This window comes from Streptomyces sp. NPDC026417 (genome assembly GCF_055567695.1).
On the sequence record NZ_JBVHPY010000002.1, the window covers coordinates 63290 to 89088 of the forward strand.

At 71.6% G+C, this 25799-nt stretch carries 25 protein-coding genes and 1 pseudogene; 7 read left to right on the forward strand and 19 right to left on the reverse strand.

The features are described from left to right. Nucleotides 1–197: 197 nt before the first annotated feature. Nucleotides 198–305 (reverse strand): keywimysin-related RiPP, encoded by a 108-nt coding sequence (locus ACZ4NT_RS02965; RefSeq protein WP_121409093.1) that lies wholly within the window; start codon nucleotides 303–305, stop codon nucleotides 198–200. 624 nt (nucleotides 306–929) lie between these two features. On the opposite strand from ACZ4NT_RS02965, the gene ACZ4NT_RS02970 reads away from it, so the two are divergent. Beyond that, entirely contained in the window at nucleotides 930–1682 is a 753-nt protein-coding gene (locus ACZ4NT_RS02970; RefSeq protein ID WP_467722973.1) for an FAD binding domain-containing protein, read from the forward strand. Between the two features lie 153 nt (nucleotides 1683–1835). On the opposite strand, the gene ACZ4NT_RS02975 is transcribed toward ACZ4NT_RS02970, so the two are convergent. From ACZ4NT_RS02975 to ACZ4NT_RS02985, 3 genes and pseudogenes are all read right to left on the reverse strand, one after another. Next, on the reverse strand, nucleotides 1836–2213 hold the full coding sequence (locus tag ACZ4NT_RS02975; protein WP_121409095.1) for a toxin Doc: 378 nt from the start codon (nucleotides 2211–2213) through the stop codon (nucleotides 1836–1838). Then, complete coding sequence (locus ACZ4NT_RS02980) at nucleotides 2213–2452, reverse strand: hypothetical protein (protein ID WP_183117239.1); 240 nt, start codon at nucleotides 2450–2452, stop codon at nucleotides 2213–2215. The genes ACZ4NT_RS02975 and ACZ4NT_RS02980 overlap by 1 nt, the downstream gene beginning before the upstream one ends. A 102-nt stretch (nucleotides 2453–2554) precedes the next feature. Then, a pseudogene (locus ACZ4NT_RS02985) lies at nucleotides 2555–3477 on the reverse strand (SGNH/GDSL hydrolase family protein). Nucleotides 3478–4050: 573 nt separating this feature from the next. Between ACZ4NT_RS02985 and ACZ4NT_RS02990 the strand changes: the two are divergent. Continuing rightward, nucleotides 4051–5625: an MFS transporter gene (locus ACZ4NT_RS02990; protein WP_467722976.1), complete on the forward strand. Its 1575-nt coding sequence runs from the start codon at nucleotides 4051–4053 to the stop codon at nucleotides 5623–5625. A gap of 119 nt (nucleotides 5626–5744) precedes the next feature. On the opposite strand, the gene ACZ4NT_RS02995 is transcribed toward ACZ4NT_RS02990, so the two are convergent. The 9 genes from ACZ4NT_RS02995 to rpmG all read right to left on the reverse strand — a co-directional run bounded on the left by ACZ4NT_RS02995 (nucleotide 5745) and on the right by rpmG (nucleotide 15074). Then, nucleotides 5745–6377, reverse strand: coding sequence for a TetR/AcrR family transcriptional regulator (locus ACZ4NT_RS02995; protein ID WP_467722978.1), 633 nt, complete (start codon nucleotides 6375–6377; stop codon nucleotides 5745–5747). A 329-nt stretch (nucleotides 6378–6706) separates the two neighbouring features. After that, on the reverse strand, nucleotides 6707–9508 hold the full coding sequence (locus tag ACZ4NT_RS03000; RefSeq protein ID WP_467722980.1) for a DUF5682 family protein: 2802 nt from the start codon (nucleotides 9506–9508) through the stop codon (nucleotides 6707–6709). Beyond that, nucleotides 9505–10617: an ATP-binding protein gene (locus tag ACZ4NT_RS03005; protein WP_121409100.1), complete on the reverse strand. Its 1113-nt coding sequence runs from the start codon at nucleotides 10615–10617 to the stop codon at nucleotides 9505–9507. The genes ACZ4NT_RS03000 and ACZ4NT_RS03005 overlap by 4 nt, the downstream gene beginning before the upstream one ends. A gap of 113 nt (nucleotides 10618–10730) precedes the next feature. Continuing rightward, on the reverse strand, nucleotides 10731–12323 hold the full coding sequence (locus ACZ4NT_RS03010) for a vWA domain-containing protein (protein WP_467722982.1): 1593 nt from the start codon (nucleotides 12321–12323) through the stop codon (nucleotides 10731–10733). Beyond that, a complete protein-coding gene (locus tag ACZ4NT_RS03015; protein ID WP_467722984.1) occupies nucleotides 12320–13738 on the reverse strand; it encodes a hypothetical protein in 1419 nt (472 codons plus the stop codon). Before ACZ4NT_RS03015 ends, ACZ4NT_RS03010 begins: the two co-directional genes overlap by 4 nt. After that, complete coding sequence (locus ACZ4NT_RS03020; RefSeq protein ID WP_467722986.1) at nucleotides 13708–14226, reverse strand: hypothetical protein; 519 nt, start codon at nucleotides 14224–14226, stop codon at nucleotides 13708–13710. Before ACZ4NT_RS03020 ends, ACZ4NT_RS03015 begins: the two co-directional genes overlap by 31 nt. Before the next feature lie 211 nt (nucleotides 14227–14437). Further along, nucleotides 14438–14560, reverse strand: a complete 123-nt coding sequence (ykgO, locus tag ACZ4NT_RS03025) for a type B 50S ribosomal protein L36 (protein WP_121409104.1) — start codon at nucleotides 14558–14560, stop codon at nucleotides 14438–14440. A 41-nt stretch (nucleotides 14561–14601) separates the two neighbouring features. Beyond that, the gene (locus tag ACZ4NT_RS03030) at nucleotides 14602–14862 is read right to left on the reverse strand and encodes a type B 50S ribosomal protein L31 (RefSeq protein WP_467722989.1); all 261 of its coding nucleotides are present in this window, start codon (nucleotides 14860–14862) and stop codon (nucleotides 14602–14604) included. A gap of 47 nt (nucleotides 14863–14909) precedes the next feature. Continuing rightward, nucleotides 14910–15074 (reverse strand): 50S ribosomal protein L33, encoded by a 165-nt coding sequence (gene rpmG / locus ACZ4NT_RS03035; RefSeq protein ID WP_121409105.1) that lies wholly within the window; start codon nucleotides 15072–15074, stop codon nucleotides 14910–14912. Between the two features lie 543 nt (nucleotides 15075–15617). Between rpmG and ACZ4NT_RS03040 the strand changes: the two genes are divergently transcribed. Beyond that, entirely contained in the window at nucleotides 15618–16628 is a 1011-nt protein-coding gene (locus ACZ4NT_RS03040) for a hypothetical protein (RefSeq protein ID WP_467722991.1), read from the forward strand. A 156-nt stretch (nucleotides 16629–16784) separates the two neighbouring features. Then, nucleotides 16785–17777 (forward strand): zinc-dependent alcohol dehydrogenase family protein, encoded by a 993-nt coding sequence (locus ACZ4NT_RS03045; RefSeq protein ID WP_467722993.1) that lies wholly within the window; start codon nucleotides 16785–16787, stop codon nucleotides 17775–17777. Nucleotides 17778–17798: 21 nt separating this feature from the next. Here ACZ4NT_RS03045 and ACZ4NT_RS03050 read toward each other — a convergent pair whose 3' ends face one another. Both ACZ4NT_RS03050 and ACZ4NT_RS03055 read right to left on the reverse strand, forming a co-directional pair. After that, nucleotides 17799–18224, reverse strand: coding sequence for an ArsR/SmtB family transcription factor (locus tag ACZ4NT_RS03050; RefSeq protein ID WP_467722995.1), 426 nt, complete (start codon nucleotides 18222–18224; stop codon nucleotides 17799–17801). Nucleotides 18225–18275: 51 nt separating this feature from the next. Beyond that, entirely contained in the window at nucleotides 18276–18623 is a 348-nt protein-coding gene (locus tag ACZ4NT_RS03055; RefSeq protein ID WP_121409108.1) for an STAS domain-containing protein, read from the reverse strand. Nucleotides 18624–18850: 227 nt separating this feature from the next. Here ACZ4NT_RS03055 and ACZ4NT_RS03060 point away from each other — a divergent pair, with 227 nt between their 5' ends. From ACZ4NT_RS03060 to ACZ4NT_RS03070, 3 genes are all read left to right on the forward strand, one after another. Beyond that, a complete protein-coding gene (locus ACZ4NT_RS03060; protein WP_121409109.1) occupies nucleotides 18851–19333 on the forward strand; it encodes an ATP-binding protein in 483 nt (160 codons plus the stop codon). A gap of 487 nt (nucleotides 19334–19820) precedes the next feature. Continuing rightward, a complete protein-coding gene (locus ACZ4NT_RS03065) occupies nucleotides 19821–20336 on the forward strand; it encodes a GNAT family N-acetyltransferase (protein WP_121409110.1) in 516 nt (171 codons plus the stop codon). Between the two features lie 23 nt (nucleotides 20337–20359). Further along, nucleotides 20360–20944 (forward strand): EF-Tu/IF-2/RF-3 family GTPase, encoded by a 585-nt coding sequence (locus tag ACZ4NT_RS03070; protein ID WP_467722998.1) that lies wholly within the window; start codon nucleotides 20360–20362, stop codon nucleotides 20942–20944. 36 nt (nucleotides 20945–20980) lie between these two features. On the opposite strand, the gene ACZ4NT_RS03075 is transcribed toward ACZ4NT_RS03070, so the two are convergent. The 4 genes from ACZ4NT_RS03075 to ACZ4NT_RS03090 form a co-directional block, all read right to left on the reverse strand. After that, nucleotides 20981–21328 carry an STAS domain-containing protein gene (locus ACZ4NT_RS03075; protein ID WP_121409111.1) on the reverse strand — a complete coding sequence of 116 codons (348 nt, stop codon included), beginning with the start codon at nucleotides 21326–21328 and terminating at the stop codon, nucleotides 20981–20983. Continuing rightward, nucleotides 21325–22659: a SpoIIE family protein phosphatase gene (locus tag ACZ4NT_RS03080; protein ID WP_121409112.1), complete on the reverse strand. Its 1335-nt coding sequence runs from the start codon at nucleotides 22657–22659 to the stop codon at nucleotides 21325–21327. Before ACZ4NT_RS03080 ends, ACZ4NT_RS03075 begins: the two co-directional genes overlap by 4 nt. Then, the gene (locus ACZ4NT_RS03085; protein ID WP_467723000.1) at nucleotides 22656–23459 is read right to left on the reverse strand and encodes an alpha/beta fold hydrolase; all 804 of its coding nucleotides are present in this window, start codon (nucleotides 23457–23459) and stop codon (nucleotides 22656–22658) included. Before ACZ4NT_RS03085 ends, ACZ4NT_RS03080 begins: the two co-directional genes overlap by 4 nt. Nucleotides 23460–23675: 216 nt before the next feature. After that, nucleotides 23676–25772 (reverse strand): DUF1996 domain-containing protein, encoded by a 2097-nt coding sequence (locus ACZ4NT_RS03090; protein WP_467723002.1) that lies wholly within the window; start codon nucleotides 25770–25772, stop codon nucleotides 23676–23678. Nucleotides 25773–25799 lie beyond the last annotated feature (27 nt).

Here is a 25799-nt window from a genome sequence, read left to right on the forward strand (position 1 = left end):
GCACCCCCTCCCCCCAACACTACATTCGCAGAAGGAAAAAGACCATGCCACGTACGGGGGGCACCCCCCCACGTTCCTTGGGCCTCGGGGGGGGGGGGGGGGGGGGGGGCCCCCCCCCCCCCCCACCCCCAGGACCGGCCCTCCGTTCCCGCGCGACGCCGGTTCCGTCGGCGGGAGGGAGGGGCGGCCGTGTCGCGTCAGAGGAGGCTGTGGCCGCCCAGCAGGTCGGGGCTGCCCTTGCCTGCCAGGCCCGTCGTCTTGTGGAAGTTGCCGGCCTTGGTGAGGGTGGGACGCTCGTACGCCATCGTCGAATCCCTTCGTCGGTGAATTCGGCGCGCATTTCGTCGAATGCGACGCCGCTTTCCTGTGCCGAATCGACAGGCGTCTCTTCTCGAATCGCCGGTCGACGCAAGGCACAAAGCTAGGCGTGGCGTTCGTCCGCCACAACGGCGCACACACACCGACCGGAGCACCGATGACGTGACACCATGCCTCTTACCGCTCTCCGTGCTGCACGCGCACCCGGCGTCCGCCGCCTTGCGCGAGGCAATCACGGGTAGGCGTGGCCTTTTTCGTCGCCATAAGCAACTTGATTTCGGTCATATGAGCGAGGGAAAACTGTTCAGGGAAAACGCGCTCTCGCCCGGGATTGAATTCCCTTGCGGCAACTGGCATCACACGCGGGTCCGGAACGATGAATTCCCCACTGCCGTTCCGGCCGGCAACTCGCTGGTTCGCGCATCCTGTTGCCCGAGGCGATGACCTCCCTAGTGGCCGCGGGGCCGTCCCCGCCGTCGGCCCCGGGGCGCACGAGATGCGGCGATGAGCCCTGTACGCGCCCCCTCGTGCATGGGCAGAATGCGCCACGTCAGCGTCATGTGGCCGAGACCCCGCCTACCCCAACTCTCCCGGAAAGCAGGTCGGTTGCCGTGCAGTTGCGTCTGCCCACGTCCGTGTCGGAAGCGCAGGCGCATCTGGCCGAAGGAGCGGTGCCGATCGGCGGGGCGACGCTGGTGTGGGCCACCTGGCAGCGGGACGGGTTCCCCGAGCAGGCCATGTCGCTGAACAGCCTCCCGGAGGCGAACGCGCTCGCGCCCGACGCCCTCGGCGCGGCCGTCGTGCTGCACCGCGTCGACGACCGCGTACCCGAGGTGCTGCACCGGGCGGCGGCTTCGGTGGGAACCGGCGCCGTACGCCGCACGGCCACGGTCGGCGGCAACATCGTCGGCAGCACCCTGCGCTGCCTGCTGCCGGCGGCGCTCGTCCTGGACGCCCGCGCGCGGGTGCTCACACCGGACGGGGCGTACGAGACCGACCTGGCCGAGCTGGTCAGCAAGCAGCCGCTGCTGCTCGGCCTCCGCTGGCGCCTGCCGGTGTCCAGCAATTACCGCAAGCTGGACGGTGCGGCGGGCGGGCCGCCGCCCTTGGTCGTCGCCGCCGCCGTGCACGCCGAGGACGAAGGGCGCAGGCGACTGCGCGTCGCCGTCCGCGACGGCTACGAAGTGCTCGGCGACAGCACCGCCTACGACGACGGCGCCGACACCGGTCGGATCCTCGATGCGCTGGCCCGTACGGACGTTGGCGCGCTGCACGCCACGGGATGGGACGCGGTCCGCCACCAGGTCACGGAACTGCTGGACCGCCCCGCCGGACACCGAGCCGGGGCCGAAGACCGCCCGTAGGGGAGATACGGCAGGCACGCCTGCGGATCCCGCCGCGGGAAGCTGTTCGGCAGGCACATCTTCGGGTCCCGGCGCACGTTCCGCACGCCCACCTGCCGTACCCGGACACGCGAACGGGGGCGGCCGCCGACGCGCCCGCCCGATCCGCCGGGGTCAGACCTTCCAGGCCCGCAGCTGATCGGCGACGGGGAGGATGCCGAGCCGGGTGTCGCGGATCCTGCGGACCAGGTCGGACAGGCCGCCGTAGGGCGGGTCGATGCCCTCACCGGACTGGTCCATGTACTGGGCGGCGACGAACGCCGCGAAGAGACTGTTGCGGTGCGGGAGCGGCTCCAGGCGCACGATGGTGTGCATCAGCGCGGCCGCCCGCCACGCGGCATCGGGGTCGGCGGCGGCAAGCGTCGGCAGTTTCGTGCGGTGCCGCGCCACGGCCGCCACGAGCGCCGAGTAGTCCGCGACCGACATGTCCTCGCTCAGCAGGGCGGTCTCCTGGACGTCGAGCAGCCAGGCAACGTCTACGTAGAAGTGCATCAGGCAGCCGCAGCGCCGTCACGTCGCTCGGAGGGCGGCACCTCGTCGGGGAACGCGTCGTCGAACTCGCCACGCAGTCGCTCCGCCCACACCCCGGCGCCGTCGACGAACTGCTTGCGCTGCATCTCGCGCACCCCGAGGTCGTGCAGGTACTGCTTGAGGCTCTTGCCGGCGGCCGCGGCGGCCGCCCGGACACCCTCGAGCTCCTCGTCGGTGAAGGACACGTTGAGCGATGGCATATCACCATGGTACCTAGTTGGTGCCACCGAGGGGAACCCCTCCCCGGATCGCTCGTCCCGGTCGAGTGGGGCGCCCGTCGGACGCCCCACTCGGGTGAACGGTCAGCCGCGGCCGCCGTGCCGTCCCAGCCGGGCGAGCACCGCCTCCGCCATGGCCTCCATGCCCTTGGCGTTCGGGTGCGCGGGTGCGGCGGGCGCCGCCGGACGGAGCGGCTCGATCCAGCGGTCGGCGGGCGCCTTGCACATGTCGTGGCCCACCGTCGGCCGGTACGTGTCGACGTACTCCGCCCGGTTCAGCAGGGCCACGGCCCGCAGCATCAGGTTGAGCCTTTGCCGGTGTCCCGCAGGTACGGGAAGTCCTTCGCGGCGAACGGGACCGACGGATAGCACCCGCTGCCGTCGTCGGGGAGGAGGTCGGGATAACCGACGAGCACCACGCGCGCGTGCGGCGCCTTGGCGTGCACGGCGCGCAGTACGCGGGCCACCTTGGGAGCGGTTTCGAGGATGTTGACGGTGAGCTGGTCGGTACCGGACGAGCCGTAGTACTGCTGACACGGGTTTCCGGTCAGATCCTTCGAACCGAGGGCGGCACAGGTGGCGATGATGGAGCCGAAGCCCATGTCGTTGCCGCCGATCTGCACGGTCACCAGGTCGGTGTCCCGTCGCACGGCGTCCAGTTGAGGTCCGTTGGTCCCCTGCGCCTTCCACATCTCCGCGGTCGTCGCGCCACCGCAGCTGACGTCGGTGAACGTGGCGACCTTGCGGTCGGCCGCGACGAGCGACGGATAGTTGTGGTCGGAGCGGGCGCAGTTGGCGTCCACCTGACGCGGGATCAGCGGACCGGAGGTGTACGAGTCGCCCAGCGCCACGTAGTCCGTCCGGTGCGGGGAGTGCCCTCCACCGCTCGTGGCGGCGGCCGCGGGAGCGAAACCCGCCACGAGGGCGCAGCTGCTCAGTGCGGCCCCCAGTGCGACGGCGCGCCGCCGTCTCGGCACCGTGCCGTCCCCGCTCGCGTCTTGATTCATCGTGCCCCTCCCCTGAAGCGCTGACGGTGCTCGGGACGGGCCGGACTCCCGGGCGGCGCGCACACGGACGCGCGGCACCGCATCCGACGTGGAGAACTCCCGCCCCGCAGGCCCTACGCCGCTTGTATACCGGCAGGTAGGTTCCTGGACCAGGTTTTGGACAACGTCGCCTCGACCGGTTGTCCGGGGCGCTTTCCCGCCACGCCCCCCGCAGGCGCCGGTACTTGGCGGCCCCGACCCGCGGGCCCGGCCCTCCGCTCGCGGCGCGCACCGGCCCGCGCCCGCGCCCTCCTCGCACGGCATGAATTCAACGAGCGCCGAAAATCATCGATGCACCGACGAGGGCAGCGAACATCCCCCCGCACAGGTCCGACCCCCGAGCATCACAGTGCACGCCTCTGAACAGCATCGATCATCGTCCACGCCGTCAAGAAGCCCTGCCGCCGCAGCCCCGGAACCTCCTCCGCCGGGCCGGTCCGGAAATTCATCACGCTGGAAACCCGGAGACGCTCCGCGGAGCCTGGAGTCAGGACCTCGGGATCTCCCGGACCTCTCCGACGAAGGAAGCCCACCATGCCGTCCACGCGCGCCCCCGCCGCCGGCCCCGCCCCGGCCCTACGCCACCACTTGGTTCTCGTCGTCACGTGCCTCGCTCTCGGCACCGTGGTCGCCGCCATGGCCTCCCTCAACGTGGCCCTGCCCGACATCGCCCGCGAGACGCACGCCTCCCAGACCCAACTGTCCTGGATCATCGACGCGTACAGCCTCGTCTTCGCCTCCCTGCTGCTGCCGGCCGGTGCGCTGGGTGACAAGTTCGGCCGGCGACGGGCGCTGCTGGTGGGGCTTGCCCTGTTCGGCGGCGGCTCGGCCGCCGCCGCGCTGACGAGCGACCCGGGCACGCTCGTCGTCCTGCGGGCCGTCCTGGGAGCCGGTGCGGCACTGGTCATGCCGGCCACCCTGTCCACGATCACGAGTACCTTCCCCCGCGCCCAGCGGGCCCGCGCGGTCAGCGTGTGGGCCGCGGTGGCCGGAGCCGGCGCGCTGGTGGGGCTGTTCGCCACGGGCGCCCTGCTGGAAGGCTGGTCATGGCGCTCGGTGTTCCTGCTGAACGTGGCTCTGGCGCTGACGGCCCTGATCGGAACGCTGCTGTTCGTACCCGAGTCGGCCGAGCCGCACCAGCCGCCTCTCGACCTCGGCGGAGCGGTCCTCGCGGTGGCCGGACTGGTCGTCCTCGTCTACTCGGTGATCGAGGCGCCGACCCGCGGCTGGGGCAGCGCGGCGACACTCGGCGGGATCACGCTCGGACTGACGGTCCTGGCGGGCTTCGTGCTCTTCGAGCTGCGCCGTCCACACCCTCTGCTGGACCCCCGGCTGTTCCTGAACCGCCACTTCACGGCGGGCTCGCTGTCGATCACCCTTCAGTTCTTCGTGTTCTTCGGCTTCATCTTCGTGATGATGCAGTACCTGCAGCTGGTACGGGGTGACAGCGCCCTCATGGCCGCGGTCGCGATGCTGCCGATGGCCCTGGGCATGATTCCGTTCGCCCGTGCCACTCCGCACCTGGTGGCCCGGTTCGGCCTCCGCGGGCCCTGGACGGTGGGCCTGCTGGCCGTGGCGACCGGCATGGGCGTACTGTCCCGGCTCGACCCGTCCAGCCCGTACTGGCTCATCGCCGGCGGTCTGCTTCCCCTCGGCGCGGGCATGGGGCTGGCCATGACGCCCGCGACGACATGCATCACCGATGCCCTGCCGCGCTCGCTCCAGAACGTCGGGTCCGCCATGAACGACCTGTCACGCGAACTCGGCGGAGCGCTGGGGATCGCCGTCCTCGGCAGCCTGCTCAGCGCCGCCTACCGGGAAGGGCTGGACCTGCCCGGCGTGCCGCAGCCCGCGGCGGAGGCCGCCCGGTCCTCCCTCGCCGCGGCCCGCACCATGGGGGACCCGGTCAGCGGCCCGGCCACCACCGCGTTCATCGACGGCATGCACCTCGCGCTCCTCGGAGCCGCTGCGGCGGCGGCGCTCGCCGCGGCGGCCGTGGCCGTCCTGCTCCGCTCCCCCGTGCGCCCCGCGCGCTCCGGCACCGACAAGGTCCTGCACACCCCGGACGATTCCCGCTCCGCGGGACCCCGGGAGCACTCCTACCGATGAGGGACGGCCGGCGCCTCCCGCACGTGTCGGGAGGCGCCGGCCACGGAGGTCCGGCGAACCCGGCCGCCGTCTCCTGTCACAAGGCCGACGCGGGCGAATCGAACCCCCGGTGCGAAGGGTCAGCGCGGGCGGGGCGCCCCGGCCGGCCGGCGCGGTGAACCGCGCAGCGCCAGCCTCAACTGCGGTGCCACGTGACGGACCACGTCCTCCGTACTCATGGATGCGACCGGTTCCAGGCGCAGCAGATAGCGCGTGGCGATCAGTCCCGCCACCACGGTGGTGAAGGCACCCGCGTTCTGCCGCGCGTTCCTGCCGGGCAGGAGAGCCGCGATCCGGTCGACGATCTCCCGTTCCACCGCCTCCTTGACCAGGTCCCCGAACGCCTCGTCACCCGCGGCGCCCCTCAGCATCGCCAGCAGCGGCGGACCGGACACCGGGTCGTCCCAGACCGCGACCACTTGGCGGACGACACGCTCCGGGAACGTGGTCAGGTCTCCCTCGTCGAGCACCTGCGCGAGCACCTCGGCCGGGTTGGCGCCCAGGGCGAGTGCGGCCCCGAACAGCCCCTTCTTCGAACGGAAGTAGTAGCTGATCAGAGCCAGGTCGACCCCGGCCTCGGCTGCGACGGACCGCAGGGTGACCGCGTGATACCCGTCCTGGAGGAAGCGGCGCCGCGCGACCGCCAGGATCGCGGCCCTGGTGTCCGGGCTTCCCGGCCTGCGGCCCCGCTGCGGTCGCGTCCTGTTCGTCACGGGCGAATTCTAGGAAGCAGTCCCGCGGGCCCGGCCATGACGGCCTCTCTTCGGGACGACGGACGAGCCGCGCCAACGGACAGCAGGGGGCCGGGTACGCGCGTGTCCCGGGCCCCGGCCCACCTGCCATCCGGCGCAGCCCGGCTCCGCCGCCACCCTGCCGTCCGACGGCGCACCCCGGCTCCGCCGCCACCCTGCCTTCGGTCGGCGGATCCCGGCTCCGCCCCCTGCCGTACGTCGGCCCGCCCTCGATCAGCCCGGCGGCGCGCCGGCGGCGCTCGCCACGTCACGCGCGCGCCCCGTGGGACAGCCGTGGCAGGTCCCCGCCGTCACACACGGTCGAGCAGCGCCGCCAGCGCGACGGCCGTATCCGGATGGCGGCCGGTCAGCACGGCGCCCACCGGGCCCCGGTCCACCGGCTCCCATGTCCCGTCGCACCCGAGCAGGCTCGCCACCGCGTCGCACGTGTCCGGATGGACGGCCAGGAGCGCGCAGCCGCTGCCCCGGTCCGTGCCACCGGCCGCGGGCAGGGCTGCCGGTACCGCCTCCGCCCGCCACGGCGGCACCCACGCGTCGAGCGCCGCGAGCCGACCGGGGAACGTCCGTCCGGCCTCGCGGACCAGCAGTGGGGCCAGCTCGGCACCACCGGACCGCAGCGTGGTGATCAGGGTCGGCAGCCACGGCAGGAGCACCGGGTCGGGCAGCCGTCCGAACGCGTTGGACACGGCTTCCACGACGAAGTCGGTGAGACCCGGCACCGGCTCCAGTGCGTGCACGAACCCGCTCAGGTAACGCGGATAGGCCGGCACCACCAGGGGGTTGCCCAGCAGCTCGTCGCACTTCCCCCGCAGCTCCGCCCGGGAGAGATGCCCGAGGTGCACCTGAGCCGCCCACAGCAGCGCCGTCTTCGACGAGTCGTGCGGATGCGACTGGACCACCGCCAGCTCCAGCTGGGTCCGGTCGCAGCCCAGGGACAGCGCGAGGCCCTCCATGCTGAACAGGAAGCCGAGCATCGCCGCGACCTGGCGCACCGTCGCGTCGTCGTCGGTGAACGCCGTCGGCAGCAGGGTGCAGTAGTGCGCGTAGCCGGCTTTGACGAAGGACTCGATCCACGCCGGCAGCACCGGGCGGCTGGTCCGGTAGTGGGCCAGCAGCCGACGCACCCGGCGCAGCACCTCCGGTGCGCCGTCGACACCGCGTTCGGCGGAGAGCACCTCCAGGGCATGTATGCCCAGCTCGTCGGCGAGACGTTGGCTGCGCAGATACAGCGTGGCATCCTCGACGGCTTCCAGGACGGTCGCCGTGGTGGCCTGCGAGCCGTACGCCGTGCGACGCAGGCGCTGCTCCAGAACCTGTTCGATGCTGACGCCCTCGTAGCCGAGCTCGATGAGCGCCCGCTGATGGGTGCCCAGTGCCAGGTCCCAGGACTCCTGAATCGGCCGGGCTCCCAGGGTCCGCTCCCCCATGATCGGGCGCGCGGCACCCTGCGGCATCAGACGGCGCAGCATCCACAGCACGTCGGAGCATTGCTCCAGCTCCGGCCGGGACGCGATGTCCAGCAACGCCCTTTGCACACCGCGCTGTTGAAGCTTCAGGTTCAGCGGCGCGAGCCGGTCGTGCACGTCGCGGGCCAGCGGCGGCAGCGCATCGTATCCGACCCGGCCGACCCGGTCGCCGCCCATCATGATCTCGACCAGGCGGCGCACATCTCGCCGGCCGGGGACGGAGTCCTTCTCGATGCAGGTGACGGCCGCGTCCTGGAAGTCGTACGGCGTGGGCTTGGCCCGGTCGCGCATCCCGGCCAGCAGGATCGACGTCTCGAACACGGCGATCGCGTCGGCGGTCGAGGCGAGGTAGCCGTTGCGCCGGGCGGCGCGCACGATCTCGACCGACCAGCCGAGCAGTTCGGTCTCGTCCAGCCGGTCCAGGACGGGCGGCCGCTGGAGGAAGCCGGTCAGCCTGTCCGAGGGCGGAGGAGCGGGCGGGGAGTCCGCCGCGGTGACGGCCTTCACGGCCGCGGTCTTCTTCGCCCCCGCCTGACCTGCCAGACGGTACGGCCGCACGCGGGTACGCCGCTGATTCTTCGCCCAGACCGTCGCGGCGATCGAGACCGAACCGGCGGCGAGGCCGAACTGCGCCTCGATCGCGGCATGGCTGGAGGGAATGAGTCCGTGCCGCCACTTGGTGGCACTGCGGGGAGTGATCTCGAAGGTGTCGGTGCCGCCGATTCCGAACTCGGCGACATGGCTGGCCGCGTGGTAGGCACCGCAGACGTAGAGACAGTCTTCGGCGGCGGTACCGGTCGCGGCGAGGTGTTCGCGCATTCTGGTCCACATGTGGCGTTCGCGGTCCTCGTCGACCCGCACCCGGTGGGGGTCGCCGGGTGCCAAGCGCCGGAAGAGACTGCCGATCAGGAACATGACCTGGCGGTAGGTGTCGTGGTCGCTGTCGCCGAGGGGCAGTTCGACGTACTGGTGCCACCACTCCGACCAGTGCCGGACCCGGCCGTGGCGCAGCAGATGCTCCTCCAGCTCGGCGAAACGGGGCCGCAGGTCGCCGATCTCCACGCCCACCGCGTCGCCGTGCAGCGCCGCCTCCTCCTGGGGCGGTGGCGCGTCGGGGTCGGCGGCTTCGCCGTCGTGGGACACGCGCGCGTCCCACTGGAAGACGTGGTCCGAGGACCGGTCGACGAGGACCAGTGCGACGCCCGGCGTGTCCAGGGCGTAGGCGATCGCCTGGTACTCGGCCGAGGCCTCGGTGATGGGTGCGACCACCGACAGCGGGGCCCAGTCCGCCGGGAAGCCCTCGATCTCGGTGGCGAACGCCTGCACCGCCACCGGGAGCCTGCAGTTGCGCAGCTCGGTCAGCAGGGGTGCCATGTCCTCGCACAGCTCCAGATAGACCACCTTGGGCTGCTTCTCCCGCAGGCGGCGCGCCATGGCGGTCGCCGAGGCGGGCGAGTGGTGGCAGACGGGGAAGATCTCCAGCGGTTCGCGGACCGCGCGGTCGACGTCGTCCACGATGCCGAGGAGGATGCCTTCGAGGGCGTCGGGTCCGCCGGCGAACGCCTGCGCGGCTTGGTTGAGTTGGCCCCGCAGGGCGCCGAAGGTCTCGTCGTGGGAGCCGCTCATGACAGGGTGGCGATCGCGTCGCGGCCGCCCTCGAGGAACTCCGGCCACGAGCCGCCCTCTTCCCTGCTGCGCGGCTCCACGACGCCGTGCAGGTACTTGTTCAGGATGGCCAGGTCCTCGGGCTCGCGCCGGGCCAGCGATCCGACGAGCGAGGAGGCGAGGGTCCGGGCGGTCAGGGCGCGTTCGCCGAAGAAGTTGCTGTGCAGGATGGCGTCCTCCAGCACGCCGATCTGCTCGGCGGTGGACAGTGCCGACTCCAGCTTCTCGTCGTCGCTGCCGGCCGCGGCGGCCGAGGCCCGCAGATCGGCGAAGCTCTGCAGCAGCACGTCCAGCAGGGTCGGCGGTACGTCCAGTTCGAGCTGGTGGCGGCGCAGCAGTTCCTCGGTGCGGAAGCGCACGATCTCCACCTCGCTCTTCTTGTTCGTCACCACCGGGATGCGCACGAAGTTGAATCGGCGCTTGAGCGCCGAGGAGAGGTCGTTGACACCCCGGTCACGGCTGTTGGCCGTGGCGATGATCGAGAATCCGGGCTTGGCGAAGACGATGCCGTCGCTGTCCAGTTCGGGGACGGAGATGTACTTCTCGGACAGGATCGAGATCAGCGCGTCCTGGACGTCGCTGGTGGAGCGGGTCAGTTCCTCGAAGCGGCCGATCGCACCCGTCTCCATGGCCGTCATGATCGGTGAGGGGATCATCGACTCCCGCGACTGCCCCTTGGCGATGACCATCGACACGTTCCAGGAGTACTTGATGTGGTCCTCGGTGGTACCGGCTGTGCCCTGGACCACCAGCGTCGAGTTCCGGGAGATCGCGGCGGAGAGCAGCTCGGCCAGCCAGCTCTTGCCCGTTCCGGGATCGCCGATGAGCAGGAGTCCGCGGTCGGAGGCCAGCGTGACGATGGAGCGCTCGACGAAACTGCGGTCGCCGAACCACTTCGGCGCGATCTCCCGGTCCAGGCCGTCGGCGCGCTCGGAGCCGAGGATGAACAGGCGGACCATCTTCGGGGACAGGCGCCAGGAGAAGGGCTTGGGGTTGTCGTCCACGGACTCCAGCCAGTCCAGCTCCTCGGCGTACTTGATCTCGGCGGGGGCGCGCAACAGGTCGGACATCACAGGGCCTCTTTCTGGGTTCACGAACGTCGTAAGTGCGTGCTGCTCGGACGAGAACGTCGCCGGACCCGCCTCGGGGGGGGCCGGGCGAGGCCCGTCGTCGGTGCCTGCCGCTAGGTGAGAAAGGTCTTCAGTTCGTGGACGAGCTTGCGTATGTGGCCGGAGAGCACGGGCGTCCCGAGGTCCTTGAAGCGCTCCTTGAACCACGGGTTGACGCTGCCGCGCCCCGCGCTCGTCACCGAACCGACCGGGATGAACCGGGCTCCCGAGCGGTGGATCGCGGCCATGCTCTGGAACAGCGGTTCGCTCTGCCATTCGTAGAAGTCGGAGATCCACACCACCACGGTGTTGCGGGGCTCGGCGATCTTGGGCTGGGCGAGGGCCATGGCGACCGTGCCGTCCGTGCCTCCCCCGAGCTGGGTGCGCAGCAGCGTCTCGAAGGGGTCGTGCACCCATGGCGTGAGATCGAGCGCCTGCGTGTCGTACGCGATCAGGTGGACGTCGACCTTCGGCAGCCCGGCGAAGATCGACGCGAGGATCGTGCAGTTCACCATCGAGTCCACCATCGACCCCGACTGGTCCACGACGACGATCAGCCGCTGGGGTGTCGTCTTGCGGGCGGTGTGCCGGTAGTAGAGGCGGTCGACGTACAGCCGCTCCTCCTCCGGGCTCCAGTTGGTGAGGTTCTTCCAGATGGTGCGGTCGAGGTCGAGGTTGCGGAACACGCGCTTCGGCGGGACCGACCGGTCCAGGGCGCCCACGGTGGACTTCTCCACCTGGGTGCGCAGCACCTCGGCGACCTCGTCGACGAAACGACGGATGAGGGCCTTCGCGTTGGCCAGCGCGACACCCGAGAGGTTGTTCTTGTCCCTCAGCAACTGCTCGATCAGGGACATGCTCGGGGTGAGCTGCGCGGCGAGCTCGGGATCCGCCAGCACCTCGCGCAGCTTCATGCGCCGCACCAAGTCGGCCTCGATGGCTCCCAGTTCCGGACCGATCGCCGGAATCAGGTGGGTGAGGTCCGGCGCCCCGCCCCGGCCCCCGGAACCGCCCCGCCCCACACCCGGGCCCGCGGCACCCGCTCCCGCCCGGCCACCGCGCAGTTCTCCCGGCTTGCAGCCGAGGGCGCGCTCCAGCCATCCCGCGTCGGACTGCCAACGCGCCAGCTGTCCGGCGGTGACCGCGCCCGTACCGGTGGCGAACGCGTTCAGCAGCACCTTGGAGACCAGCGCCGCGCGGCGTACTTCGACGGCTCGATCGCGCCGGGCCTCGTCGGCATCAGAGCCGGCACCGGTATCGGCATCGGCAATGACATCGACGTCGGGCGCTGAGGCACCCGCGGTCGCGCCCGCATACTCACCCGTGTCAGCGTCGGCTCCCGTCTCAGCGCCCGAATCCGCTTCGGTCTCCGCACCGGCGCCCGGCGCCCCCTCGCCTTCCGGCGCGCCGGGCACCATCAGGCCGTCGAACTCCGCCGCCAGGTCGGGGTGACGCTGCACGATCGAGTCGATGGAGGCCTGCGGATCCAGCAGGGTGGACGGGAGGCCGATGTCCTCGACGACACCGAGACTCGCCGATTCCAGGGTCGCCTGCTCCTCCGGGTCGAAGAGGCGGGCGAGGAGCCGCCAGTACAGGACTTGGCGCCGGTTCTCGTCGGAGTCCGCCACGGGGGCGCGGCCGGGGTCGACGTCGCTCTGCTCGGTCATGTGCGCAGCAGCCTTCCCGCGCGCTCGCGCAGCACCGCGACGGCATCGGTGGCGGCCTTCTCCGCTTTGGCCGCGGCCTTGTCCGCCGTACCGCCCGCCCACGCTCCGGCGTGGATCGCGACGGCCTTCTTCCGGACGGTCGTCTCCACGGCCAGCGGCTGGACGCGGTAGGTCCCGGCGTCCCAGCGCAGCAGCCCGATGCACGCTCCCGACTTCGCCACGGCCTCGGGGGTCAGCGGTCCGGCGGCCGGAATCCGGTCGGTGTCGACCGGGAGCGGGTGGCCCGCGACGGTGAACGTGACCACGCCCTCGTCCTGTCCGATCGCATGGCCCTCGAGGAACACGGGCACGGCCAGGGCCGCCGGGTGCCGGTCCAGGGGTGCCGTCGCCGGGTCGGTCGCGGTGGGCAGGGCGACCCGGGCGGTGGCGAAGGGGTCCGCGGGTGCGCCCTCGCGTGCGTGCTCGTCGCTCCAGATCAGGTCACCCCCCGTGGTGGCCGGCATGCCGGTCAGGTCCATCGAGTGCCCCGTCCCCAGAGCGGCCAGCAGCGACATGTGCGGGCGCAGCAGCTGCCAGAGACCGGCTCCGACGACGGTGTCGGGCTTGGGCGCCGACACGGCAGCCCGCACCAGGCGGGACGCGGTGCCGTCGGCGGGCTCGAACACCGCGTGCACCTGGGCCTGTACGGCGGTGGCGTGTTCCTGAAGGTCGACGCCGAGCGGCAGCAGGCGTCCGGTGAGGGCCTCGGTGGCCGGCACGTCGGTCGCGCCGGGCAGCGTCAGCAGCATGGCGCGTGACCACAGATCGGCCCAGCGTCGTACCGGAATGCGGTCGAGGGTGGCGCCGGGGCAGGAGGCGGCGAGTTCGGCGGCGAATGCGTCCAGCAGCGTGGCCTGGCGGCGGAGGGCGGGGTCGGGCAGCATCGCGGAGACCACGGGCGCCGAGCCGGAGACGAGTTCGTGGTCGATGCCCTGCCAGCCGGCGCGCGCGAGGTCGGAGAGCCAGGAGCGGGCGGCGACGAGCAGGTTCACTTCCTGCCGGTCGCCCGGCGGGGGTGGTGTCGCCTCGCCGCGAGTGCGGCCGGTCGCCTCGTCCACGCGGTCCACCAGCGCGTCGTGGACCGAGCCGAGCAGGGCGGTACGGGCGGCGGCGAGGGCGACGAAGTGGTCCTCGCCGGCGGCCCCGGCCGCCGCCTTCTCCGCCGCTTCGGCGACCCTGGCGGCCAGCGGTGTGCCGGCGACGGCACGGGCGAGGGCCGTCAGACCGTGCGCCTGGGCGGGCTGGGGGCGGAGCAGACCGCTGATGAGGACGTGGTCGAAGGTGTCCACGGCCGTCAGTGCCTCGTCGAGCCCGGTGATCGGTTCGGTGAGCAGATCGGCGCGCATCATGCCACCGCCCTGGTGGGCGGGAACCACTGCATCTCCGGCAACGGGGCGGTGGTCGGGGCCAGTTCCAGGTAGGCGAGGTGCCGGAGGAAGCGGCTGAAGACGGGTGCGGCGGCCGCGGTGTCGCCCTGCGGCGGTCGGGTGGCCGTCATGGCGGTGGTGAGGGCCGGAGCGCTCGGCTCCTCCTCGCCCGTGTCGACCCTCAGATAGCGGGCGACGCGGTCGGCGCCGTACTGCAGGACGGCTTCGGTGACGAGGGCGCGGATGTGGTTGCAGAACGTCCCCCGCGCACCCCCGCACGGCCGGTTGTTGTTGGTGCTGCACGCGAACGCGTACGTGCTCGCCACGACCGACGAGACATAGACCCGCTCGATGTCCGAACCGCTGGACACCACTCCTTGCAGGCGCCCGTCGGCCAGCTCGACGAACGGGACCTTGGCCAGCTTGCGCGGCCGCGCGGGTGCTGCCACCCGTGCCGTGCTCGACCTCTCCCAATCCGACAACGCACCATCTCCCATACACCAGGGGGTTTTCCGCGCCGGTTCGGCGGGACACCACTGAACATAGACGCGACCACTGACAACACGATCACGGCCGCGTGGCGGGGAGCGGGGCCCCGGCCCGGCGGCGGGTGCCGGGGACCGGGACGGCGAAGTGCCCGGGCCAACAGGGCCCGGGCACTTGGTCATCGGCGTTCCGAGTCGTCAACCCGGGCCGGCGGAACCGGCGTCAGCCCTGGCGGGCCTTGAAGCGCGGGTTCCTCTTGTTGATCACAAAGGTCGCACCGCGTCGGCGGACCACCTGAGCCCCGGGGAGGGACTTCAGGGAACGCAGGGACTTGCGCACCTTCATGGCTCTGCTCTCCTCCTGCTCACCCGTCGCCGGGTGTGCGGTCAGCGTCGGGCGGAGTCCGCGCGGCCGTAGCGGCGCTCGAAGCGCTCGACTCGGCCGGCGGTGTCCACGACCCGCGAGGTCCCCGTGTAGAACGGGTGACTCGCCGACGAGATCTCGACGTCGATCACCGGGTAGGTGGCGCCGTCCTCCCAGGTGACCGTCCGCGCGGACCCCGCGGTCGAACGGGTCAGGAAGGAGACGTCGGCGGCGCGGTCACGGAAGACGACCGGGCGGGACTCGGGGTGGATACGGGGCTTCATGTGCTGTCCTTCCTCGCGGCTCTTCGCCTGACGGCTCCGGCCGTGCTTCAGCGTTCTTCCCGGAAGACGACGTGCGCTCCGGCCACCGGGTCGTACTTGCGCAGCACGAGCCGGTCGGGGTCGTTCCGGCGGTTCTTGCGGGTCACGTAGGTCGAGCCGGTCCCGGCTGTCGACCTGAGGGTGACGACGGGGCGCTCGCTGGTGCGTGCCATGAGGGTCCTCCTTCCGCCCACATCCGCGATGCTTGACTCGCGCATGTCAGCTACGTGTGCTGTAACAGCACCCCCGTCCGTGGCATTCCCGCCCCGCCGAAACCCCTCCACGGCCCGCCGTCAGGGGCGTGGGACACCCCGCTCCCCGGTCCCCACGGCTCGGGACCACAGGCGGCCGCGCCTGCCCCGGCTCCCAGAGTCCGCCGTCCGAGACGAAGGCCCCCAGCCCTCCGCGACCGGGACCCTCGCGCCCGCCCCCAGGCCCCGCTTCGTACCGGAACAGCACCTTCCGGGCGGGAGCGGCGACTGCGGGACGAGCAGTCCCGTAAAGCGCCATCATGGCGAACTTCCCTCTAGAATCGCCTGGTTGAGCCATCTACGCGTGCTGTACCCCGGCTCCGTCACCCGGCCCCGAGGCTCACCGGAGATGCCTTGGCCGCCGAGCCGGTTCCGCCCCGCCCGTCCCCGCCGACCGCGTCCGCGCGACGACGGGCCGTCGCAGCCCGAGGAATCCCGCCCCGGGCCCGTATCTCTCCACCGACCATGGAGAAGGAGCAAACGATGAAGGACCGGCCCGACGACGTCCCGGCACAGGCCGAGCACCAGCCGCACCAGCCCCAGGTGCCGCCGCAACCCACCGACTCCACCGCACCCAGAAGCCCCACCGTGCCCGCGATGCCGTCGCCCGGGGGGCAGCCGGATCCCCGGCAGCCGGCGTCACCGCCGAGACCGCCTTCCGACCCTCAGCCGACCGTCGTGCAGCAGCCGGGCGGCTACGGCCCGCCTTCCGGTCCCCAGCCGACCGTCGTCCAGCAGCCGGACGGTTACGGTCCGCCGCCCGCTGCGGTTCCGGGCCCGCACTACCCGTACGGGCAGCCGGGATACGCGACGCCCGCCGCTCCACCGCAGCCCCGGCCCCGGGGCCGGGCGGGGCAGGCCGTCGCGTGGGTCGCCGTGGGCGCGCTCCTCGCGTCCGCCCTGTGGGCCGGCGGGGTGTTCCTGCTGGACTGGGGCAACGACGGCAAGGCGGACCTTGCCGGATACCGGGCCAAGGCCAATCTCTGCTCCGACGTCGACTACTCGTCGGTCCGGACGGAGTACACCGAGGAGGACTCCGCCCCCACCCACAACTCGCTGGAGCACGAGGCCCTCGATCAGAGCTACTGCAGCATCTCCCTGAAGAAGTCCGCGGCCTCGTCCTACTCGGACGCCTACCTGTCGGTCCAGATGGACCTGCACAAGGAGACGAACCCCGCCGCGGAGTTCACCGCGCTGTGGTCCGAGTACGACCAGCGCTACGACGACTACGACGTGGACAAGGTCTCCGGTTTCGGCGACGAGGCGTATCTCGTCACCCAGGACACCACGTCCGGCTCCGGGACCAGCGGCAGCCGGTCGGTCATCCTCGCCGTGCGGGACGGCTGGATGACGTACCAGATGAGCTGGAGCGCCTACGCGTCCTCCTACGGCACGACACCGGCCGACGTCGACGACGTGGCCGGCTGGCTCAAGACCGACACGCGGTCGACGCTGGAGAACCTCACGTCCGACTGACCGCGTCGCCGCCCGGCCGGCGAGAGAGGTGGACCACCTTTAATTCGACGCCCATCGTAGTTTGACGTTCATCGTACTTTGGGGTTTGCTGGATGCGTGCCGCCGCACCACGGCGGCGCGCCCTCCCACACACCACGGACGAAGGACGGGAACCCCATGGCCAAGGCAGTGAAGTTCGACAGGACGGGCGGTCCCGAGGTCCTGGAACTGCGGGAGGTCGAGGTCGGCGAACCCGGCCCCGGTGAGCTGCGGCTGCGCGTCGAGGCCATCGGCCTCAACCGGGCCGAGCTGATGTTCCGCGAGGGCTCCTACTTCTACCAGCCGTCCTTCCCCTCCGGTCTCGGGTACGAGGCCGCCGGTGTCGTGGAGGCCGTCGGGCCCGACGTCTCCGGCTTCACCCCGGGGGACCCGGTCGGCGTCGTCCCGGCCTTCCTGCAGACCGACTACGCCACGTACGGCGACCACGTCCTGGTCCCCGCGGCCGCCACGGTGCCCCGACCGGCAGGCGTGAGTGCCGAGAGCGCCGCCGCGGTCTGGATGGCCTACCTCACCGTCTACGGCGCCCTGGCCGAGGACGGCCGCACCCGCCCCGGCGACCACGTGCTGATCACCGCGGCCTCCAGCAGTGTCGGGCTGGCCGCGATCCAGACCGCGAACCACATCGGCGCGATCCCCGTCGCCACCACTCGCTCCGCCGACAAGAAGCAGCGCCTGCTCGACGCCGGTGCCGCCCATGTCGTGGTCACCGACGAGGAGGACCTGCCCGCCCGGCTGAAGGAGATCACCGCCGGCGCCGGCGTGCGCACGGCCTTCGACCCCGTCGCGGGGCCCGGCGTCGAGACGATCGCCCAGGGCATCGCACCGGGCGGCCACCTCATCGTCTACGGCGCCCTCGATCCGCGCACCACCCCCCTGCCGAACGCCCGGAGCTACCCCGCTCTGAGCACCAGCACCTACACGCTGTTCGAGGTGACCTCCGACCCCGAGCGGCTCGCGCGGGGTGTGGCCTTCGTGAACGCCGGCCTGTCCACCGGGTCGTTCTCCCCGGTCGTCGACCGGACCTTCGACCTGGAGGACATCGCCGGGGCCCACCGCTACATGAAGTCCAACACACACGTCGGCAAGATCGTCGTCACCGTCCGCCACTGACCGCCGTGCGCGCCGAGGGCCTCAGCCGTCCGCCCGCGCGCCGCACTCGGCCTCCTCGGCCGACAGCAGGGCGGTCACCAGGCCGGGGAACCGCGCCTCCAGCTCCTCGGCGCGCAGCGCGTTCATCTTCGTCGTCCCCACGTAGTACTGCCGGATCACACCGGCCTCCCGCAGGACGTTGAAGTGATGGGTGGCGGTCGAGGGCGCCACCGGCATCTCGAACGTCCCGCAGCTCAGGTCCCGCCCGGCCCGCGCCAGCTGCCCGACGGCCGCGCGCCGCACCGGGTCGGCGAGCGCCTCGAGCAGCCGCTGGAGGGTGAACTCCTCCGGCGCGGGGTTCGCCACGCTGCGCGGCGTGCTTCGCGGACGGGGCACAGCGGACTCCACGGACTCGACCGGCAGACGGGCGCCCACGACCGGGGCGGACAGCGATTGTACGTCGGCCACCATCGAAGTTCGACGGCCGTCGAATCCGCCGCGCCCGGCCGGCCGTCACCCTCAGGACGTCAGAGCGAGGTCGAGGGTCGGGTAGAGCGGAAGCACCTCGTCCAGACCGACGATGTGCAGGACGTCGTGGACACCGGCGGGCAGGCAGGCCAGCCGAATCCAGCCACCGCCCTGGGCCGCGTCGCGATGCGCGGCGACGAGGACGTTGATCCCGCTGGAATCCATGAACGTGACGCCTCCGAAGTCCACGACCGTGCAGTGCCCCGGCGCGTCCTCGCGGTCGGCGAGGGCTGTCCGGAAGTCCCCGACGGTGGTGAAATCGATCTCTCCCGCCATCTTCAGCACGCTCACGCCCTCTGGGGTGACATGGCGGGAGATGACCAGACGGGCGGCGCTCATGCCATCTCCCTCATCGTCTTTCAGCGGCCGATCCGCTGACGCTGCGTCCACGCAAACGGAACATTCACGCTGGTGTCAACTGGCCGCCTGTTAATCTCACCATCAGCTCGGATCGATCCGCAGCCTCGCCGCCGAGGCGAAGGAACGGCCGAACAGCCACGTGGAGGCACGCTAAAGGGGTACGCGTCCAACGGGGCCATGTGACCTAGGCAACGCGAGGCGACCGTATGGACCAGACCGCGCACTACAGCGAGCAGACGGCTCCTGGCGCACGTTCCGCTCCGGCGGCGTGCGCCGCCTACGACGGGAACACCCGTTGCATCGGCGCCGCCAGACGTTTCGCCACCGCGTATCTGGCCCGTGTCCACGCCGACCACGATGTGCCCGTCTCCCCCCGTGCCCTGGGCCTGACCCAACTGGTCGTGAGCGAGCTGATCACCAACGCCTGCCGGTACGCCCCCGGTCCCTGCCGACTCGACCTGCGGGTCGTCGACGGCAGCGTGGAGATCACGGTGTGGGACGGCGACCCGGTCCTGCCGGTGCCCCGCGAGCCCGATCCGGCGCGCATCGGCCAGCACGGGCTGGAGATAGTCCTGGCGGTCTGTCAGAAGTACGACGTTCGCCCGGCGCCGACGGGCAAACGGACCACGGCACTCCTCGCCCTCACCGACAGCCACCAGGACAACCTGACGGGCCAGCGCTCCCCCTGACGCCTCCACCGACGGCGTTCACGGCGCACACCGGTCGTCAAGGGCGCCTGCCCGTTGCGGTGTTCGGCGGGCGTCCGCGGCCGGCCGGGACGAGGCGCGTACATGAAAGAACCCCACTCCGGAGACCGGAGTGGGGTTCGCACGAGCGCCGAGCAGGCCTTGCACCTGCATCTCCCCGCAGGAAGCGGGGCGCCTTTCCTTGGACCATCGACGCGAGACGCGGCACCGAGGAACTCGGCGGCACGCTCAAGATCGAGCATACCCCAGGCACGGCACCTGTGCGCAACCCGACATGAGGGGCGGTCAGGTCCGTCGGCTCCCCGACCGGCCCGCGCGGCGGCCGTGTGCGGCTCGTGCGCCTCGACCCCAGCCGCCCCTGGACGTGTCGGCGGCGGCAGTCGAGGCGGCCCGTGCCCGTGCCGCAACGGCACGCAGGCCATGGCGTTATCTCTTTGCGCCCCGGTCGCCGTTGTCCCAGACTGTGCCGGTGCTGATCCGACGTGAGGTCCCCGCCGACGTTCCCGCCGTCCGTGCCGTCACCGCGGCCGCCTTCGCCGCGCCGGGCACCCCGGTGCCCGTGGAGGTCACCCTTCTGGACGCACTGCGCGACTGCGCCGGGTGGCTGCCCGCGCTGTCGCTCGTGGCGACCGGTGACCGGGAAGAGGTGATCGGACACGTCGTCTGCACCCGCGGGCAGGTCGGCGCCACGCCCGCCGTGGGCCTCGGGCCGCTCAGCGTCCACCCGGACCACCAGCGCGGTGGCGTCGGCCTGGCACTCGTGCACGCCGTGCTCGGCGCGGCCGACGCCCTCGGCGAGCCCCTCGTCGCACTGCTGGGCAGCCCGGCCTACTACGCCCGGTTCGGCTTCCGTCCCAGCGTGGAGCAGGGCATCACCCCGCCGGACCCCGCCTGGGGCGAGTACTTCCAGGTGCGGCCCCTGACGGCGCACGACCCCGCGGTGCGAGGCACGTTCGCCTACGCCGAGCCCTTCAACCGGCTCTGACCTCGGAGTCGGACGGGAGAACCGTGGAAGCACCCGTGGACGCCGCCGCGGATCCGCTCCTGCTGAGCGTGGAGGACGTCTTCCCGCTCGGCCGACGCGGAGGGGTCATGGTGGCCGGCCTGATCGAACGCGGCCGGGTCCGCGCGGGCGACGAGGTGGAACTCGTCGGCTTCGGAGCCGGCACGACCGCGCAGGTGGCCGCCGTCGAGACGGGCGGAAGGCCCGTGGGACAGGCGGCTGCCGGCATGAACGCCGGGGTGCTGCTGCCCCGCGTCCCGGCGGGAACCGTCGAGCGAGGGCAGGTCCTGGCCGCGCCGGGCTCGATCGGCGGGCACGCGGCTTTCGCCGCCGACATCGCCCTGGCTGCGGCCGAGGAGGGCGGCGCGGAGGTGCACAGCGGCGGGAGCCTGGTCTTCTGCGTACGCGCGGCCGTGCTGCAGGGGATCGTCACGCTGCCCGACGGGACGGGCACGCTCAAGCCTCTCCACCTGTCCGCGGTGACGGTCGGGCTCGACCGGGCCGTCGCACTCGAAGAGGGGCAGCGCTTCGCGGTCCGCCACCGCGGTCGCGCCGCGGGCTCGGGCGTCGTGACCGCACTGCTCGGCTGAGCGTCCCGTCCTGAACGCGATCGGCTCACCGCGGCCCTACGCGGAGCGTGCCCGGACGGCATCCTCCGTGTCGGGGTGGATGTCCAGGACCTGGTCGAGACCGACGATGCCGAGCGTACGGACGATCATGGGCGGGACGGCGACCAGAGCCAGCCGGGCCTCGGCGGCCACGGCCTGGCGGTGCGCGGCGACGAAGACGGAGATGCCGCTGGAGTCGCAGAAGGTGAGGTGCCGCAGGTCCAGGATGAGGAGCCGACCCGGTTGCAGCGGCAGGTCGCGGATGGTCTCGCGGAGCCTGCCGGCGCTGTAGTGGTCGAGCTCGCCCTGGATGGTGATCACGGGCCCGGTCGGGATGTCCAGGATGCTGGTGGTCAGTGCTGTCACGTCTGTTCTTCGTCTGAGGTCGTGGGTGCGGGGATGCCGATCGCGAGGACGGCGGTGTCGTCGTCGAGTCCGTCGCCGAAACTCTCCAGCAGCGTGGTGACGGCCGATACGGCCTTGTCGGGCCCGGCGGGCGCCAGGCCGGCGGTGAATTCGAGCAGTGCCTCGTCACCGTAGCGCGTGCCTTCGGGGCCGATCCGCGCCTCGGTCAGGCCGTCGGAGTAGAGCAGCAGGGTGTCCCCCGCCGTGAGCTCCCGGGTCACGTCCTTGAACGGGGCTTCGGGGAGGATCCCCACGAGCAGGCCGCCCGGTGTCGGCAGGTACTCGACGGTGCCGTCGGCGCGCAGCAGGATCGCGGGCGGATGACCGCCGCTGGCGACGCGGACGGTCACGCCGGAGCCGTGCGGGGTCAGGGTGCCGAAGATCGCCGTGCAGTAGCGCGGATCACCCCGGATGTAGTGCTGGTGCAGGACGGTGTTCAGCGTGCGGAGCACCGTGACGGGGTCGGCGTCGTGCATGGCGGCGGCCCGCAGCGTGTAGCGCGTCAGGGACGTCACCACGGCCGCCTCGGGCCCCTTGCCGCACACGTCGCCCAGGAAGAACCCCCAGCGGCCGTCGCCCAGCGCGAACACGTCGTAGAAGTCGCCACCGAGCTGGTCGAGGGAGGCCGTGTGGTAGTAGGCGGCCGCCTCCATCCCGGGTGCCTGGGGCAGGGAGGGCGGCACCAGGCTGCGCTGCAGGACGGCCAGCACGCTCTGCAGCCGCTCCTTGTCGTGCTCGGCCTGCCGGCGGGCCCGTTCGGTCTCCTGGCGGGCCTGCTCCGCCTCCTGGCGGCGGCGTACCAGCTCCCGCTCGTAGGACCGGCGGTCCCGGGCGTCGACGACCGTCGTGCGGATCAGCAGGGGCTGCCCGTCGCCGCCCGTCTTCACCTTGGAGGACACCAGGACCGGCAGGCGGCTCCCGTCGGACGCCTTCAGCTCGAAGGCGATGCTGTTGACCTCGCCCTGCATGCGCAGGAGCGGTGCGAAGTGGGTCTCGTGGTAGAGCCTGCCGCCGACCGTGAGCAGGTCGGAGAAGTGGAGCCGGCCGACCGTCTCCTCACGGCTGCGGCCCAGCCAGGCCAGCAGGGTCGCGTTGGCCTTCGCTATCTGTCCGTCGAGCAGGGTGGACAGGTAACCGCAGGGCGCGTTCTCGTACAGGTCCTCCACGTCGTCCTCCAGCAGCGCACTGAACGCCGCGTCGGACCCACCGACGTCTCCTCCCGTCCCGGGGCTCTGCGGGCCCGTCCGCGCCTGTTTGTGCGGCTCCGGACCCTGGTCCGTGCGGCACATCATCGGGGCGGCGCCGCGAAGGTGACGATCGCTTCCGCGGTGGCCTCCGGGGCGCTCAGCTGCGGGCAGTGACCGGTCGCGTCCAGGGTGACCAGCCGGCTCCCGGGGATGGCGGCGTGCACGTAGGCCCCGACGCCCTGCGGGGCGATCACGTCCTGGGCGCACTCCAGGACCAGCGTCGGCAGTCTCACCGAGGCCAGCTCGGCACGGCTGTCGGACAGGAACGTCGTGCGGGCGAAGACCCGGGCGATGTCCGGGTCGGTGCGGCAGAAGCTGTTGGCCAGCTCCTCGCCCAGCTCCGGCCGCTCCGGATTGCCCATGATCACGGGCGCCATCGTCGCCGACCACCCGAGGTAATTGGAGTCCAGGGACTCCAGCAGTTCCTCGATGTCCTCGTGGGTGAAGCCGCCCTTGTAGTCACCGTCGTCGATGTAGCGGGGGGAGGGCACCAGCAGGACCAGCTTGGCGAACCGCTCCTCGGCTCGCGCCACGGCCATGACCCCGGCCATCGCGCTGACCGAGTGCCCCACGAAGGTGACGTCGCGCAGGTCGAGCTCCTGGCAGATGTCCACCACGTCCTGGGCGTATCCGTCCAGGGAGCCGTAGCGCTGCTCGCTCCACGCGGACACGTCCGACGAGCCCGAGCCGACGTAGTCGAACAGCACCACCTTGAAGTGCTCGGACAGGGCGGGCACCACCAGGCGCCACATGTTCTGGTCACAGCCGAAGCCGTGCGCCAGCATGATCACCGGTCCGTCCGGACGCCCCGTGACGACCACGTTGTTCCTGCTTGCGACATCCATGGCGCCCATGGTGCCACCAGCCACGATCGAGGCGTGAAACCGCGGATTAAACCTCTTTTCCCTGTACACGATGTGGCGGTTTCGTGTCGTGGCGGCCTGGCGGGCGCGCCCGCTCACGGGGACCCGCGAGCCCCCGCCCCCACGCCGAGGGCGACCGGGACCCGTCCTGCGGTCCCGGTCGCCCCGGCTCCTACCCCACCCGGTCGGTCCTCGGACCTACCGGTGACTCATGCGACGGAGCAGTACGAAGCCGAGGATCAGCATCACCGCTCCGGCCGCCGCCGGCCACAGCTGGGCTCCCGTGTCGGCGAGCCCGCCGGTGGAGGCCTGCGGCTCGGTCTGCGAACCGCCCGCCTGGCCGTCCTGCGTCGGCTCGGGGCCCGGAACCGCGCTCTCCTGGCCCACCGAGTCGTCGGTCGTGGTCACCGGATCCCGGTGGACGGCGGAGGGCGAGGCGTCGGCCTTCGGTGACGCGTCGTCGCGGTCGTCCGAACCGCCGGCCGGTTCCGTCGACTGCTCGTCGTCCGGCTCCGGCTTCGCCCCGGCCCCGTCGTCCGCCGCGTCGTCGTCCTGGTCGCCGCCACCGGCGGGCGCCTCGGACGGAGCCTTCGTCGCGGTGGGCTCGGGCGACGGCTTCTCCGTCTCGTCCGGCTTGGCGGTCTCGTCCGGCTTCTCCGTCTCGTCCGGCTTCGCGGTCTCGTCCGGCTTGGCGGTCTCGTCCGGCTTGGCGGTCTCGGAGGGCTCGGGCGTCTCCTCGGGCTCGTCGCCACCGCCACCGCCGCCACCGGCGCCGGCACCGCACTTCCGTCCCTCGTTGATGCAGTCGACCATCTCCTCCATCAGCTTGTCGTCGAAGACGTTGATGAAGTCGTCGTGGTCGGTGCTCGCCTTGTGCAGCTGTTCGGGGAATCCGTCCACCGCGTAGGCGTTCTTGACCTGTCCGTTCTCGATGGTCGGCGCCGGAACGTCGTAGACCAGGCGCATCGTCAGCTGCGGGATCGCCTTGAAGCCGTTGGCGCAGTTGCCCTGGGCGTCGGCGAACGCCACGTGCGTCCGGTGGTTGGCGCTGTCGATGTTCTGGCCGTCCCAGCAGCTCTGGAAGGCGAACGAGCGGACCACGCTGCTGCCCCCGGGGCAGATCGGGTACTGCTCGGTCAGCTGCACCTTGTCCTCGAAGCCGGTGCAGCTCCAGTGCGCGTTCGCATTGCCGAGACCGTTGGTGAGGGTCTTGGCGTCGCCGGTGATGATGCGCAGGAACTTCGGCATCGCGACGACCTTGCTGCGCGGGTTGCCGACGAACTTGATCGACGCCTGCTTGGTCTGCTGGATCCGGCCGACGTTGCCTTCCTTGCCGCCGCCGTCGTTGTTCTGGTCGAAGTCCTGCGTACCGTCCTGGACACGCACCACCGGCCAGTAGTACGACGACTTGTCACCCTGGTTCGCGCAGCTGGTCTCGGCCGCGGCGAAGGTGTCGTTGTTGGCGAAGGCGTCGTTGGACTGGTTGCCGACGTAGTCGTGCAGGTGGTGAGCGCCGTTGGTGACACCGGGCGCCACGATCACGTTGTCGGTGTTGAACTTCTTGTTGGCGTTCACACCGCAGGAGCTGACGAACGTACCGGACGAACCGCCGGACCCGGCCTGCGGCTTGGCGGCCACGTTCGGCTGAACGGTCGTGATGTCGACGAAGTCCGCCGCGACGGGACCGTTGCCGGCCTGTCCGCCGTTGCCCTGGTCCTGACCGCCGTCCTGACCGTCACCGTTCTGGTCCTGACCGTCGCCCTGGTCCTGGCCGTCACCGTTCTGGTCCTGACCGCCGTCGGCCTGACCGTCCTGGTTGCCGGAGGCGCGGAGCGTACAGGGCGCGAAGGCGTCCAGGCCCTCCGGACGGTCGCCCACCCGGTCGATGGCGACCAGGATCCGCTCGATCGTCGCGGCCCGCTTGTCCTTCAGCGGCGTCATGATCGAGTTGTCGGCGAAGGCAGCGTCCTGCTGCCCGTCCCGTGTCGCCTCCTGCAACCGCTGGTAGGCCTCGGTGATCTGCTTGTCCAGCAGGGCGAGTTCCTTGTCGACCTCCGCCCTCGCCTGTTCCGGCGTCGCCGTCAGCCGACTGCCGACGTCCGGGCAGTCGATGGTGGCTCCGCCCGCTGCCAGGACCTGCGCGGTCCGGCCCTGACCCGGCTCCGCCGAGTCCCCTTCACTGGCGGTGGCGTAGACGTTCACCGCCACGAGTCCGCCTCCGCCCAACATCAGCGCGACCGCCGCAAAGGTGGCGCGTCGTGCGCCCGTTGGGCGTCTTCGCGTGTTGCGTCTCAAGGAACTACTCCTACCGCTTCGTTGCCG